Source organism: Acinetobacter sp. CY81 (genome assembly GCF_059515925.1).
Map to the genome: position 1 here is coordinate 77,259 of NZ_JCAKNC010000003.1, position 15,308 is coordinate 92,566.

Below are 15,308 nucleotides of genomic sequence, written 5' to 3' on the forward strand. Positions count from 1 at the left end.
TTTAAAGTCTAAATTTTAAAGGTAAAATACGTAATCGATTTTTAACAAGTTCCTCATGAAAATTCTTATTCTTTGTTTGATTTTTATTGTGATAGCTTGGCTTATTCCTTTTCATAAAACACCTTGGCCTACATTCTCCTCAGAAGTTCTTACATTTCTATCGGCATCATTGTTGCTGCTAAGTTTTTATAAACAGAAAATAGACTTTCCTAGGCCACAACTGATCGCTATACCGCTACTGAGTATTCCATTACTACAGTTGGTTACAGGGCAAATACTGTATGCATCCAATGCAATTTTATGTTTTGCCTATGTATTGATGTTTTGGTTGATGGTGATTGCTGGCTTTAACCTATCCAAAGATACTCAACAACGAGAAAAAGTATTTTCAGTATTTTCACTTGTTATTTTAATTGTAGGTTTGGTTTCAAGTGTGATTGCTATTTGTCAGTGGTTGAATCTGTACGGATATTTTTCACCGTGGATGTACACCTTTAAAGGCAATCGGCCTTATGCAAATTTGGCACAGCCAAATAACTTGGCAACTTTGTTGACAGTAGCATTGTTAGCATGTCTATTTTTTTATGAAAAAAAATGGCTCAAGAGTATCTACTTGGTGCACTATGCACTCATCTTGATGTTTAGCATTGCCTTAACCCAATCACGCACGTCTTGGGTGGTATGTTTATTTATCTTAATTTACTTAGGCGTTAAACAATTTAACCGAAATAAACGATTTGGCTTTTTGAAATTGCTGAGTTGGGTTGCTGTATTTGCACTGATGATTGCTAATCTTCCATTTATTCATCAATTGATTGCAGACCTGTTTGACTTAAAAATAGTGGAAACTACCTCTGTTGCAGAGCGAGCATCATCAGGTTACTTGCGATTGGATATGTGGCAACAACAGTGGATCGCTTTGCTGCAACAACCTTGGTTTGGCTATGGTTGGAATCAAACGGGCATGGCACAAATGGCTGCGTTCGATGCTTATCCCTCGCATGAATGGTACAAGAGTGCACACAATATTATTTTTGATCTATTGATTTGGAATGGAGCGATCATTGGTGGATTGATAGTTGTGTATTTAACAGCTTGGTTATTTTGGTTGAATAAAGGGGTTAAAGATACCGTCTCGATTGTTGCGACCTTAATGGTCTGTGCAATTTTGATTCATGGTATGCTCGAGTTTCCACTGCATTATGCCTATTTCCTATTGCCTGCAGGCTTTTTGCTTGGGATTATTCAAGCGCAATATAAAAACTTACCTACGATTCAAGTTAGCTCAAGAAAAATCTCCATGGTCGCAATTGTATGTATTGTAGGTTGTGCTGTTTCTGTTCGAGACTATTTCTTGTATAAAGAGCAAAGTGGTATTGCGAGTGTTAAAACTCTTTTGACAGCATCACAACAACAGGTGATGGATAAAGAGATTATTTTACTGACACAATTTAAAGAGCGTATTTGGTGGATTCAGCTTGATCCAAAAACAAAAATGAATGAAGAACAGCTTGCGCATATAGAGAGTATGGTTGCAAATATGTCAGCTAAATATGATTTGTATAAGCATGCTCAAGTGTTGGCGTTTAATGGCAAAGAACAACAAGCAAGGCATCAGCTTTGGGTATTAGAAACTCTGCATCATCAGAAACGAGCTTATGAAGATCTTTTAAAATAAAGCAATTAAGATTTACACAGTAAATAAAAAATCCCCGCTATGTCATATATTTCATAGCGGGGATTTTCTATATCAAGTCAAAAAATTAAATTTGGCTTTGAATGTAGTTTTCTATGCCTATACTTTCAATCAGATCAATTTGAGTGGTTGTCCAATCTAGGTATTCTTCTTCTTTTTCTAGAATCTCTTGCAACAGATCACGGGTCACATAATCCATCGTTTGTTCAGCAAGATTTACCGCAGACTGAATGGCTTCAATATTTTCTTTTACTTTACGAACATCACAATTTAAAACTTCAGCCGTATGCTGACCAATATACAATTTGCCAAGGTGTTGTAAATTTGGTAAGCCTTCTAAAAATAAAATACGCTCAATAACTTTGTCTGCATGTTTCATTTGGTGAATAGATTCTTTGTATTCAGCAGAGCCTAGTTTTTCAATTCCCCAGTCATTAAACATGCGCGAATGTAGGAAGTATTGGTTAATTGCGGTTAAGTGGTGATACAACACTTGATTCAGTTGGTTGATAACGTCACGGTTGCCTTTCATTGTTCTGCTCCAAAATCATCTTGTGCCTTATCAACAAGGCAATCCATAACGGCCATCTTACATGATCTATAGGGATACTGACGAGTGATTTATAGAACGGCAAATGAAAATCGCAATCAAATACACTTGGGATATAGGAACATAACATTTTAAAAATTTAGAATTATTGTTGAGATAAAAATAACCCCGCTGAGTCAAAGCGGGGGGAGAAATTTTTTAAGCCTATTATTGTTATGTCTTGTCTTGTTGTGTTGTTTAAAAATTAGATGTTTGAAAATGAAAGGGTTTACCTATAAATACGTATCTAAGCAGCGATAGAGATTCGCGCAGCGATTAAAGATAGCTCTTCATTAATGATGCTCTTTGCTTCAGGGGCGCAACGACCACAGCACGTGCCTAAATCTAATAGATCACGAACCTCACGATAAGATTCAGCACCATTCGCCATGGCATCTTTAATATCTTGATCTGTAATACCACGACATAAGCAAACGTACATATTTGTAGAACCACAATGTTAAATGCGATATCTAGTATTATTGATAATTATTATCGTTTGTCAATGAAATTCATTTAAATTTGCATTTATGATGATTGGGTTTTTGAATAAAAAAATACTGCCTTATCGGCAGTATCTTTTAGCATTTAATAACTATTTGAATTTAATAATTTTTAGAATCAATGCTGAAATTACGTTCAATATATGATTTCTAATTATGAGTTAGTGATAATGACCACACCATCCATCTCAACTAATGCGCCTTTAGGTAGGCTAGCTACACCTAACGCTGCACGTGCAGGGTAGGGTTGGGCAAAGTATTCGCCCATGATTTGGTTTACGAGTTGGAAGTTTGAAAGATCAGTCAAGAAAATATTAAGTTTTGCAATATCAGCTAATGAGCCACCAGCAGCTTCACATACTGCTTTTAAATTATCAAAAACACGACGAATTTGAGCTTCAATGCCTTCAACCAATTCCATGCTATACGGATCTAGACCGATTTGACCCGATAGATAAAGCGTTTCACCGACGAGAATCGCTTGAGAGTAAGTACCAATCGCAGCAGGTGCATTTTCAGTATGAATCACTTGGCGGGACATCAATTTCTCCTTTATTTCATCTCATTTCATCATAAAGGATCAAAACATTTCGTCAAACATAAAAGTGATTTAATTCAGTAATTTTGATTTACCACGTCAGATAAATCGCATTAATAAATGATTAGCCAGCTTTTGATACTTCAGGTACAGCTAATGGCATTAGCTGGCGTGATATACGTGGAAAACCAAACTGCATACGTAATTCACGAATGATTTGCGCAATTTGTTGACGGTTGTGTACCACAATGTCTAAATAGGTCTTAGATTCGTATTTACGTACAGATTCGATGCCGATTTTTGCTTTACGACAGATGTAGATCAGTTCTGAAATTTGTTCATCGTTTAAAACAATGTCGATGCGAAGGTAGGCATTAAAGTTAATCTCTGCTTCTTCCTCTTCATTCCATTGTAATGGCATGATGTTTTCAGGATGTAAATGTTGCTCATGTAGAAGATTGTGACAGCGTGAGCGATGCACAATCAAACCACGACGCGATAAATGTCCTTGAATTGGATCACCTAAAACTGGGTTGCAACAATGTGCATATTTTACATCGACGCCATCTGTTCCTAAAATCAGGCGTGAACTTTGGCTTTGTTCAGTTTGATCTTGTGAAAAGAGGTGATTGGCGACCAACTGAGGTAATAAATCACCTACAGCAATTTGTTCGAACAAATCATTTTGGTCTTGGATATGGCGCCACTCTAGCAGTTCACGCCAATCATCCTGACTTAAATCTTTTACAGATAGATTAAATAGCTTTAAAGCACGATTTAAAGCTTGTTGTCCAACGAGTCGCTGTTCTTCAATATCTTGTTCTTTCAGTATGTTTTGGATGGAGCGACGAGCTTTTTGAGTGTTGATGAAGCTTAACCAGTCTGGATTTGGTGATGCAAGAACATCGGTTATCACTTCAATCACTTGCCCGCTGACGAGGGGTGTAGACAATGGTTTGGTTTCACCATTAATTTTTACACCAACGGCATGGTTTCCTAAAAACAAGCTCGCTGAATATGCAAAATCAACCGCAGTTGCACCTTGTGGCAATTCATGTAGCTGACCATGTGGGGTATACACCCAAATTTTATCTTGATGTAAATAATCTAAGAGATCGCTAAATGTGGTTTTTGCACAATCACCACCGACCAATGTATTTAGATTTTTCATGGATGCTTGAATAGCAGATCGGCAAGTTTGAGGTGCATTTTCACCAAGTACCACGCCGAAACGAGCTGCTTTACGCATTAACTCCGTCTGAATCGTAAGTGAAAGAGTGGTTTTCTCACCTTTCAAGCGGAGCATTAATGACTGATTACCACCTGGCAAAGGGTAGCGAATATGATCTTGGAAACTGAGGACTTGGAAATTTTCTTTTAAAATTTCAACCAAGCGGTCACAGTCTGCGATGCTTTGCAAAATAATTTCAAAAGCATGACTATGCGTTAACTCTTGAAGATCAATCTCATTCTTAACAAAGTGACGTAGTAACTCAATATTGTTGTTTTTCTTTTTAATACGACCAGGGACATTGAACTCAGTTAAAAGATTGCTGAGATGTTGTTCCCATGTTGATTGGTATTGGCAACGTTGAGGTTTGGTTTGGAGCAAAGCTTCTTGCACATTATTAAACATGTCCAGGTCTAAATTTTGATAGCACAGATGTTCAAGGTTATCTGCCATCTCATTCATACCCACTAAGCGTGCCATAGGTACAAAAATATCAAAGGTTTCTTGAGCAATACGCGCACGTTTATCGGGGCGTAATGATTCAAGCGTGGTCATATTATGATAGCGGTCTGCCAGTTTAATAATAATGACACGTGGGTCTTGTAGAGTCGCCTGCAGGATTTTTCGAAATGAAGCTGCTTTGTTATATTCTTTATCGCTTGAATGGCTCAGTTTGGTTACACCGTCAACCAACTCAGCAACGGTTTTGCCAAATTTTTCAGTAATGTCTTCTTTGTTGAAGTCGGTGTCTTCGATCACATCATGTAAAAGTGCCGCCATTAAGGTTTCGGCATCCAAGCGCATGTGCGCTAAAATACAGCTGACCGCAATGGGGTGTAAAATATAAGGTTCACCACTTTTACGCGTAATTCCATCATGTGCAACATCGGCATAGTCGCAGGCAAGCAAAACCCTCTCGACATCAGATTCTGATAAATAAGCGTCGATTATGATTTTCAGTTGTTGCTTCGCTTCGCTGACCATTGGGCCTGGCATATTGCACCTTTTGTATTACAGAATTAACAAAAATAAAGACGTATGCTCATCAATCAGCATATCGCTTACATTGTCAATTTGCTATTAAATAAACTATCTATTTTTTTAACAAATTTTTCGGTTTTTGTCGAATCATTATCTTAAAAAAAACAATAAAAAAGCCCAGTAAAAATACTAGGCTTATTTATATAAATTAAGACTTATTGGAAAGAAAATCCGTCTAAGTTCAAGCTATTAGCAGAGAGAGCAAGATCTAAACTTGAAGTTTGGTAATCTTGATCACGGTGCTTAAGGATATCTTTACTTACATGACCTTCAGCAATTTCACGCAATGCTACTACAGTCGGTTTATCGTTATCCCATTCAACAGTAGGTTCGATGCCTTGACGAGCAAGTTGACGCGCGCGCTTGCTTGCCACTAGTACAAGCTCAAAGCGGTTGTCTACATGGTCTAAACAATCTTCAACGGTTACGCGTGCCATAAGAATTCTCGTTTGTGTATAAAATTTTAACAGACTAAACAGTATAAATGCCTTCGTCTATAGACTCAAGTTTAATCAACGTTTCGGTGTAATTAATTTTTGAATCAGTTCTTGATGACGTACAGCTTGCTGAGATAAAGCGAGACGATTCGCATTAATCACAGACTCTAGATCATGTAACGCTTTATTAAAGTCATCATTCAAAATAATGTAATCGAAATTAATATATTGTTGCATGTCTTCAACAGCGCAGCTTAAGCGATGTTCAATCACATCCACTGCATCAGTGCCACGGTTAGATAAACGTTGACGTAAATCAAACTGCGTTGGAGGGAGGATGAAAATTTGTTTTGATTCAGGAAATAGTTTACGAACTTGCTCAGCACCTTGCCAATCAATTTCAAGTAAAACGTCATGCCCTTTAGATAATTGCTTCTGTACAGTTTCTTGAGACGTACCATAGTAGTTCCCAAAAACTTCAGCATATTCAATAAAGCCACCTTGATTCACTTGATCTAAAAAAACTTCTTTAGACGTGAAGTGGTAATGAACACCTTCAAGTTCACCAGGACGTTGTCCGCGAGTCGTATGTGAAACAGAAACGTGTAAGTTGCTTACGCGCTCAAGTAGGGCTTTAACTAGTGATGTTTTGCCTGTTCCAGATGCAGCAGAAACGACAAACAAGAGACCCGACATGATATTTTTCCTGATATGATAAAATATCTTCTCTATTTTAGAGTAGACGAGTTTCAAACAAAATAGCTATTCGCACATTTGTTTGCAAATTTATTGTGAATCGTCCAAAAAATTAAGTGAACATTGAGGATCCTATGGAAATTGTATTGGCCAATCCACGTGGTTTTTGTGCAGGGGTAGATCGTGCCATTGCGATTGTGAATCGTGCACTTGAGACTTTCAGTCCACCGATCTATGTTCGACACGAAGTGGTTCATAATAAATTTGTGGTTGATGATCTACGTCAGCGCGGAGCAATTTTTGTAGAAGAGTTGCATGAAGTGCCAGATGATAATATCGTGATCTTCAGTGCACACGGTGTTTCAAAGGCTGTTCAAACAGAAGCACAGCGTCGCGGTTTAAAAGTTTTTGATGCGACTTGTCCATTGGTCACCAAAGTTCATATTGAAGTGACTAAATATGCACGTGAAGGTGTCGAAGCGATTTTAATTGGTCACGAAGGTCATCCTGAAGTAGAAGGCACTATGGGGCAGTATGATCTGAAAAATGGTGGTGCGATTTATTTGGTTGAAGATGAAGATGATGTTGCTTCTCTTATTGTTAAAAATCCAGAAAAATTAGCCTTTGTCACCCAAACCACGTTGTCTATAGATGATACGGCAAAAGTGATTGATGCATTACGTGAGAAATTCCCTGCAATTCAAGGTCCTCGTAAAGATGATATTTGTTATGCGACACAAAACCGCCAAGATGCAGTGCGTGATCTAGCAAATCAATGCGATGTGGTGTTGGTCGTTGGGTCACCAAATTCATCAAACTCAAATCGTTTACGTGAACTGGCTGAACGTATGGGGAAACATGCGTATTTAGTGGATAATGCCGATGAGTTGCAGAAGGACTGGTTTAATCATGTAGCAACCGTGGGTGTTACTGCTGGAGCTTCTGCACCAGAAATTTTAATCAAGCAAGTTTTGCAGCGCTTACAAGATTGGGGTGCGAGTGTTCCGCAAGAATTAGCAGGTAGAGAAGAAAATATTACGTTTAGTTTACCTAAAGAGCTGCGTATTAATATTATTCAAGCTTAATAGTTGATTTTCATAAATAACAACATAAATAACAAATGGATAGAGTTATATTGTTAATAATGTGACTCCGTCTACTTTTTCATACCATTTATCTGCACTATTTTGTTTTTTATCGGCTAAAAGTTTAAATTTTTATCATTAAGTAAAGATAAAGTGATAAGAATGAAAACTTTTAATCGTGGATTTACTCTAATTGAGCTAATGGTAACTGTAAGTATTTTCGCAATTGTATCCACTTTGGCAATTCCGAATATTACTCAATTTTTTCAACAGAAAAACGAAGTCAATGAAACGCAAAAAATATTGGCAATGATGAATGAGGCGCGACAACAGGCCATTCGCATTAAAAGAAATGTCACTTTTCACTTCAATACTGAACATAAAAATACTCATTCATTAACCCATTTTTATATGAATTTGGATGGTTTAAATTTGAAAAAAGTATCCTCTATTCAATTTGATATGTTGGGACAAGTGAAGTACAACCCTAAGATAAAATGCTTAGACTTAGTAGATGTGTCTCGCCCAGATTTAAAATTAAAAATAGAAATTAACCCGAAGGGGGATTTCGAACTCATCCAAGATGAAAATACATGTAATGTTTAAAAAATAACTTTAATTTTCTATAAAATTGTTAACCAATTCCCACTTATCTTGCATTTAGTACACTTTGTCCTAACTGTATTTGTTTTGTGGTTGGATCAACATATTATTGTAAATATAAGATAAAAAGAAATATTGGGGGATAAATGATCAAATCACAACAAGGTTTTACCTTAATAGAAGTGATGATTGTAATCGCAATTGTTGCAATAATTGCATCAATTGCTGCACCTAGATTTCAGGATACTCTTCAGTCTCAAAATTTAAATGCTGAAGCTAAGGAGCTAATACTTCTTTTAAACACAGCAAGGAGCCAAGCGCTTACTTTACGCCAAGAGGCAAATGTAAATATTAATTCAGATAGCACTGACTCTGGATTGAACTTTAATTGGTTGCCTGAAGAAAAAAATAAAATTGTCGAGAAAAACACTAAATTTACGATTACATTTCTACCCAATGGAACTGTTAAAGATTTCAATACAAGCTTAACAAGTATGAGTCTATGTAACTCTGCTCTCAAAAAATCAAAAAGAATTCTTATATCTAGAACAGGTAATGTTTCAATGCTTACAGATGGGACATGCACATGAATAAAAAAAATCAAAAGGGTGTTGGCATGATCGAAGTATTGGTGTCTTTGTTGATTATTGCGATTGCTGTTATGGGATTTGTGGCATTACAGGTGCGTGCAATTCAAGCCTCTCAAGATGCGGTAATTAAAACTCAAGCGATGCACTTCATGCAATCTATTACAGAGGGAATGCGGGTCAACAATCAATCTAAAGCAAATTATTTAACAAGCATTAATACCTATTCTTTAAGTACGGCGAGTACACCACCATCTGCGACCAAAAAATGTAATGAAGTACTTTGCTCGGGGGCAGAGTTTGCGATGTATGAATCTTATGAAATCTCTAAGCAAGCACAAGAATTCGGTATCAAACTTGCTATCGCAACTTGTCCAGGAATAGCAACTGCTACACCTGACGATTTAAAGCGTTTATGCTTATTTTCTGCTTGGGATAAAACAACCTTTTCGGGAACTGTTGCTGCGATAAATTATTCAAATTGTATGACTGATACAGGAAGTTATGTTCAATCCTCACGATGTTTGATGATGGAGGCTTACTAATGAATATGAACTTTAAAGTACAGCAAGGTTTTACATTAGTTGAATTAATGATCTCAATTGCCTTAGGGTTGATCGTTGTTGCTGCTGGTTTGTCTCTATTTATTAATGGCCTAAAAGGTTCTAAATTGCAGGAAGGCGTATTAAATATTCAAGATAGTGGCATATTTGGGCTTGAATATGTGGCTGATCATGTGCGGTTGGCGAATTATGCAAATGTTGAAAACAGGAACTTGCATGATCAAACGCCGTTCGGTGGCATCATTTTTTCTACAGGATTACCTAGTTCAACTAATGTGAATTTAGCTGCTGGTAATAAGAATAATACCACGCCATATGCTACTAATATTTTAACTCAATCCTCTGATGCTCAAGGGTGGACCTCGGTAGGCAATACAGATCGAGGGAGTGACCAATTAACGATCCAATTTGTAGCACCACAAAATATGCATAACTGTGAAGGTGAAAGCGTATTTAGAGGTGATCGAGTAGTTCAGCGTTATTTTCTGAGAGTTGATACTAATTCTACGGCATATGATCAAAACTTACCTCGTTACGGTTTAGCCTGTGATGCAAATACGCCAGCTGAATCTGCTGAAAGTGTCCAGGCAAATCCTGGATTTTTAACAGGGTTTTCCATTGGTAACGGTGGAGAGATCATTATTCCTGATGTGGATTATTTCGGATTTCTTTTAGGTGCTCGAGTAGGTAATGATTTTAGATACTATACAGTTCAAGAGTATAGAGATGCGGTGGCAGCGGCTCGCCTGATGCCTAATCCGCAAGTGCCTGCTGTAGAAGTGATAAAAATGTCGGTTTTAGTTAAGTCATCTAATGAAATTGCTGGCTCAGAAATCGACCCAAATAAAACGTACTCAATTTTAGGGCGAGATATAAAATTAAAAAAACCGGCTGCAGTAAATAAGCAAAATAAATTCGCGCGTCAGGTTTATGTGAAAACAATTGGACTTAGAAATGCATTAGGGGACAGACTATGAATCAGTCTTCAAATCAACAAGGCGTAACATTGATTACGACCATGATTGTACTTATTTTGGTCACTGTGATTGGGACGCTTGCTGTTCGTTATGCAATGACGGGGCTTAAGGTTTCAACAAATAGTCAGGTGATGCAGTTGCTCAATCAATCGGCCGACACGCCATTTTACATTATAAGGAATATGGAGCCGAATGTGATCCGTCGCTTAGATAATGTCATTGGGCTTGCATTAAAAAATGGATTGTCTGATCGAGAATATGTATTTTGCTATAGACCTAAATCTCAAAAAAACTTTGCTCAAATTAATAACGTTGCACAAATTTCACCTTATACAACGACTGGAACGAAGATCACAACAGATCAGATGCGCTTGATTCAAGGGAATGCAAATAGTTTTTGTTCGCTTACTACAGATTATGGTAGTGCACGAGATGCTGTCGTCACTCAAGTAGCGGTTTCTTTAATTTCTAATGAGAGTGGAACTGTCGAGAAAGGGCAATTTTTGCCTGAGGGAACTAACGTCAGTGGAGCTTCACATCTGGGGCAAAATTTGACAGGAAACTACAGGTTTAGAGTGACTACTACTGCAATGTTGCCAAGCTATTCAACAGCGAGTTTGACGACAGTTCAGCAAGAGTGTATGAGTGCAGCAAAGCCAAGACTGAATGATAATCAGGATCATCCTGGTTTGAAAACCTTAGCAGATTGTCTAAGCCAATATGGAATTGCTGTAGAATCGCAGACACAAGAATTTAATTTAGCTACTGATTATAAAGAAGTTTCTAAGCCAGTCTAAAACAAATGCGTATTAGAAATAGAGCTCGTCTATAAGACGTGGGGGAAATATGAAAATTGCACATTTAAGTCAAGTCATAAGATTATATGTTTTGGGTGGAGCTCTATTTACGGTCGTATCTCCATTAAGTGCTTCTGATTTACAAATCTATGCTGGCCCAGGTACGGCAGGCCAAAAAACCTTGATCATGATGCTTGACCGATCGGGCAGTATGGGGATGATTGCAGATGATTATGCTAATAACTCGATTGTTGAAGATTATGATGAATTTAGAAATACTGATGGAACAGGGAACTATGCTTTATGTAGTGCAACTGGAGCAGATGGTAAAACTAAATTTGAACAAGATATTGAAGGGGACAGAATATTTCCTGAGATAACGTATACGAGAAATTATTGTACTGCCCCAGGGACAGGTGCATTGCGTTATGACCGTTTAAGTCGTCTCAAAGATGGGATGTTTGCAATGTTGAGTAGTACAGATTCCAAACTTGAAGATGTCTACATAGGATTGGGCTATTACTCCAATAATGACCATATTTCGGGCCTTATTAAGGTTCCTGCACGAAGGCTGGGGACTGTAAATTCTGAGCACAGAAAATTACTCAAACAAGAAATTGCTAATATTACTGCCGGTTATTCTACACCAACGGCACATGCATATGCTGAGGCTGCAGCGTATTTGTTAGGTACAAATACATTAGATCCGTCAAAGACCTATGTCTATAAAAGTGGTTTGGAGTTTTGGAGTGAACCAGGCGGTACTCATTATGTCCAAAAATGTGATCAAATTGTAGATGGAGAATGTATAAGTAGTTGGTATGGGGGGGAATATCGCACCCCTAATTTAACTGGGTATACTAAAATTGATTCTAGAGTCAATGGTATTTGGACAATTAATATTTATAGAAATGATAATGAGGCTGGTATTGAAAAAACTGAAAATTTTTCAAATATAAGTGGATTTAATAACTCGGAAACATCTACAAAAACTACAACTAATTATATGAGTCCGTTACCATCACAAAATGCTACGTGCGATGGACAGGGTATTTATATTTTATCAGATGGGCAGCCTAACTATACAGATAATATCCAGTCTGCAGCGATCATGGCAAAATCTTTAAATGATACCTCCTTTTCTTGTGATCTAGCTGATGGGTTAACAAATAGCGGAGGAGGCTGGAAGTGTATGGGAGCCTTCGCTAGAAAATTATACGGTGGTACTCATCCTAAGCAACGTCCTATCCAAACTGCATTTGTAGGTTTTGGTAAAGATTTTGCAGGGGATATAAACACTTCATCATCCGTTGGGACACGTAATGCATGTCGATTAGGATCGAGTTTAGTTGGGGATTCATGTTCTTATTGGTCAGTCAAAACAGATCAAGAAGAAGTTACGAATGCCGAAACAATTTTTAGAAATAGTAACACTGGCTTCGGTAATGGAGGCTTTTTCCAGGCTAAAACGACAGAAGAAGTAACAACTAGCGTATTAAGGGTGATTGATAACCTAGATAAAGGGACAATTGAACCTCTCACTACAGGTGCGTGGTCAGTCCCTGTAGATGATCTAAATCCTACGGGTGTCCAGCCTTTTGGATATGTACGGACCTTCAAACCGAACCCTGGTAGTAAGGATGTACTTTGGGCTGGGAATCTTAAAAGGTATCATGTGGTAGATGGTGTCCTGAAGACTACAACTGATGAAAATGGAACGAATATTTTCAATATCAGAGGCGAGTTTAATTTATCCGTTAGAGATATTTGGGGTAAATCAGATGGTGAAGCTGGTGATGTGTATAAAGGTGGAGCTTATGCCAATATCAGCATGCCAGTGATTGCCAACCCTACTAATATTAGAAATCTTTATACCAACTATACAGTGAAAGATGGTGTCTTAAGTTCTGATTTGTCAAAGGATGCTTCACTCTTAAAAATTCCTGCATCTATAAAAAGTGATGATAGAACACTGGTTTATATCGCTAATCAATTTGTTGATAATGCTGTGATCTCGAAGTTTTCAAATGAATTAAAACGAAAACTGCTCAATTTCTTAGGTTATAACGTTGAAATTAATGATGCTGCTGTACCGAATGCAGAGCAATTAGCACAGACTCTTTTAGAAACTGAGTGGAATAGTTTTGGTGGTATCTCCCACTCTATGCCTGTTCAAGTCACTTATTCAGGGACTTTGGATGCCAATGGCGAATTACAGTCCGATCGTAATCAATCAGTCTTATTTGGAACGATGGATGGTGCACTTAGGCTGGTAACCGCTGATCAAGGTATTGAGCAGTTTGCATTTATTCCATCAGATATTTTGGAGGACTCTTGGCAATCATTAGCATTGAGAAAAACGTCAACTCATGAGAATGGTGCTGCACATGGTACTGATGCGAGTTGGGTAGTCGATCCTGTTTATAACTTTGAAGAAACAATTGATAGCGAAAATAAGCCAATTACTAAGGTGAAGGCTGAAAAAGTCTATATCTACGGCGGATTACGTATGGGGGGGAATAGTTATTATGGTTTAGATATTAGTAACCCAACCTCACCTAAGTTTAAGTTTAGAATCAATCCATCTCAGGCTGAATATAGTTCCATGGGACAATCGTGGTCGAAACCTGTATTGGCGAATATGAAAGTGGATGGCAAGTTCAAACGAGTCATGATCGTTGGAGGTGGCTATGATCTTTGCTATGAGGACCCTCGCTTTAAGTTAAATACGGACTATGCTTCAGATGTGTATAAAAGTGCAGAGTTTATAGCGGATTGTTCTAATAAGACGCATGCCAAAGGAAATGCAGTATACATTATCGATGCCGAAACAGGTGAGCGTTTACTTTGGGTTAGTAATACGAATGCAGACTTAAATAATGAGAACATGGTGCATAGTATTGTGAGTGATATATCAACAGTCGATACAGATGGAGATAACTTGATTGATCACCTTTATTTTGGTGATTTAGGTGGTCAGGTTTTTAGAGTTGATTTAAATAATACTAATAATACCGCTAATTCACAGAGTTTTGGTGTTCGTGCAGTGCGATTGGCGAATTTAGCGACTGACGTAGAAGGTCGTGATATTACGAATGGAGATCATCCACGTTTTTATGAAGCACCTACTTTAACCATGCATCGCGAGTTCAATAAGAAGTTCCTGTTGGTTGGGGTCGCATCAGGAGATCGTAGTTCTCCTTTAGATGTTGCGCCGATTGGTCGCGAAAGACCTGAAGGATTAGCTGCCGCATTGACTGATCGTCCAACCAATAATGTATATGGCATTATTGATGAAGATGTGATGAAAGCGGATATTAATACGAATGGTGGTGTGGCTTTATCCTTAAATAACATCACGATGAAACAGATGCTAAAAGACCCTCAAATCGATGCAAAATCAGGCGTGGCAGTCATGCGATCTAAATTTTCTCCATATGCCCCGGCTAATGCGGAATTGGTGCATTATGGTTGGTATCGATCATTATCAAGCAATGCAGAGGGTGTTGAGAGAAGCGGAACTTTTAGAAAGTCTGGTGGAATAAAAGCATTTGAGCCACCAGTTGCTATTAAAAACACATTAGTGATTTCTACATATGATCCTGAAAGTAGTAGCTTAGGAGAACAGGATCCGTGCAAAGTACGAGTAATAGGGGAGTCTTTTAACCAATATTACTGTTTGCCATTTGGAGTTTGTTTGAATGCAGATGGAACGATCAATCAATTTGCCCAAAGTAATACAGGTTGGAGACCGGCAAGAGAGAGTGATCGTTTAGCTGGAGAGCAGTTGGCTCAAACTCTAGGTAAGGGGATATTGGGAAATGCGTTGGTCGATAAAGAAGGAAGCAATGAGGCAAATTGTGGTTCGCTACAGTTGGGGGGGAATATTAGTGGCACAGGTGAATGGGCGTGTATTTCTCAGACGAAACCTATGAATTGGTATGCTAAATAAGAAAGAGGTCGTA

The 15,308-nt window shown here is 37.9% G+C and carries 14 protein-coding genes; 8 read left to right on the top strand and 6 right to left on the bottom strand.

Features of this window, described 5'->3' with window-relative positions; genetic code table 11:
- Positions 1 to 55: 55 nt before the first annotated feature.
- On the top strand, positions 56 to 1,678 hold the full coding sequence (locus tag AC5YDM_RS04830; protein WP_496150986.1) for an O-antigen ligase family protein: 1,623 nt from the start codon (positions 56 to 58) through the stop codon (positions 1,676 to 1,678).
- An 85-nt stretch (positions 1,679 to 1,763) separates the two neighbouring features.
- Here the strand turns inward: AC5YDM_RS04830 and bfr are convergent, their stop codons facing one another.
- The 6 genes from bfr to gmk form a co-directional block, all read right to left on the bottom strand.
- Complete coding sequence (gene bfr, locus AC5YDM_RS04835) at positions 1,764 to 2,228, bottom strand: heteropolymeric bacterioferritin subunit Bfr (RefSeq protein ID WP_496150987.1); 465 nt, start codon at positions 2,226 to 2,228, stop codon at positions 1,764 to 1,766.
- A 304-nt stretch (positions 2,229 to 2,532) separates the two neighbouring features.
- On the bottom strand, positions 2,533 to 2,727 hold the full coding sequence (locus AC5YDM_RS04840) for a bacterioferritin-associated ferredoxin (RefSeq protein ID WP_496150988.1): 195 nt from the start codon (positions 2,725 to 2,727) through the stop codon (positions 2,533 to 2,535).
- Positions 2,728 to 2,942: 215 nt separating this feature from the next.
- Positions 2,943 to 3,329 carry a RidA family protein gene (locus AC5YDM_RS04845; RefSeq protein ID WP_496150989.1) on the bottom strand — a complete coding sequence of 129 codons (387 nt, stop codon included), beginning with the start codon at positions 3,327 to 3,329 and terminating at the stop codon, positions 2,943 to 2,945.
- 121 nt (positions 3,330 to 3,450) lie between these two features.
- Complete coding sequence (locus AC5YDM_RS04850; RefSeq protein WP_496150990.1) at positions 3,451 to 5,553, bottom strand: RelA/SpoT family protein; 2,103 nt, start codon at positions 5,551 to 5,553, stop codon at positions 3,451 to 3,453.
- A 200-nt stretch (positions 5,554 to 5,753) separates the two neighbouring features.
- The gene (rpoZ, locus tag AC5YDM_RS04855; RefSeq protein ID WP_496125781.1) at positions 5,754 to 6,035 is read right to left on the bottom strand and encodes a DNA-directed RNA polymerase subunit omega; all 282 of its coding nucleotides are present in this window, start codon (positions 6,033 to 6,035) and stop codon (positions 5,754 to 5,756) included.
- Positions 6,036 to 6,110: 75 nt separating this feature from the next.
- On the bottom strand, positions 6,111 to 6,731 hold the full coding sequence (gmk, locus tag AC5YDM_RS04860; protein WP_496150991.1) for a guanylate kinase: 621 nt from the start codon (positions 6,729 to 6,731) through the stop codon (positions 6,111 to 6,113).
- 134 nt (positions 6,732 to 6,865) lie between these two features.
- Between gmk and ispH the strand changes: the two genes are divergently transcribed.
- From ispH to AC5YDM_RS04895, 7 genes are all read left to right on the top strand, one after another.
- The gene (gene ispH / locus AC5YDM_RS04865; RefSeq protein ID WP_496150992.1) at positions 6,866 to 7,816 is read left to right on the top strand and encodes a 4-hydroxy-3-methylbut-2-enyl diphosphate reductase; all 951 of its coding nucleotides are present in this window, start codon (positions 6,866 to 6,868) and stop codon (positions 7,814 to 7,816) included.
- A gap of 162 nt (positions 7,817 to 7,978) precedes the next feature.
- Positions 7,979 to 8,422 (top strand): pilus assembly FimT family protein, encoded by a 444-nt coding sequence (locus AC5YDM_RS04870; RefSeq protein WP_496150993.1) that lies wholly within the window; start codon positions 7,979 to 7,981, stop codon positions 8,420 to 8,422.
- A 143-nt stretch (positions 8,423 to 8,565) separates the two neighbouring features.
- Positions 8,566 to 9,009 carry a GspH/FimT family pseudopilin gene (locus tag AC5YDM_RS04875; protein WP_496150994.1) on the top strand — a complete coding sequence of 148 codons (444 nt, stop codon included), beginning with the start codon at positions 8,566 to 8,568 and terminating at the stop codon, positions 9,007 to 9,009.
- Entirely contained in the window at positions 9,006 to 9,551 is a 546-nt protein-coding gene (gene pilV / locus AC5YDM_RS04880; protein ID WP_496150995.1) for a type IV pilus modification protein PilV, read from the top strand. Before AC5YDM_RS04875 ends, pilV begins: the two co-directional genes overlap by 4 nt.
- Positions 9,551 to 10,546, top strand: a complete 996-nt coding sequence (locus AC5YDM_RS04885) for a prepilin-type N-terminal cleavage/methylation domain-containing protein (RefSeq protein WP_496150996.1) — start codon at positions 9,551 to 9,553, stop codon at positions 10,544 to 10,546. Before pilV ends, AC5YDM_RS04885 begins: the two co-directional genes overlap by 1 nt.
- On the top strand, positions 10,543 to 11,343 hold the full coding sequence (locus AC5YDM_RS04890; protein WP_496150997.1) for a pilus assembly PilX family protein: 801 nt from the start codon (positions 10,543 to 10,545) through the stop codon (positions 11,341 to 11,343). Before AC5YDM_RS04885 ends, AC5YDM_RS04890 begins: the two co-directional genes overlap by 4 nt.
- 49 nt (positions 11,344 to 11,392) lie before the next feature.
- Positions 11,393 to 15,295, top strand: coding sequence for a pilus assembly protein (locus AC5YDM_RS04895; RefSeq protein ID WP_496150998.1), 3,903 nt, complete (start codon positions 11,393 to 11,395; stop codon positions 15,293 to 15,295).
- The last annotated feature ends 13 nt before the right edge of the window (positions 15,296 to 15,308 follow it).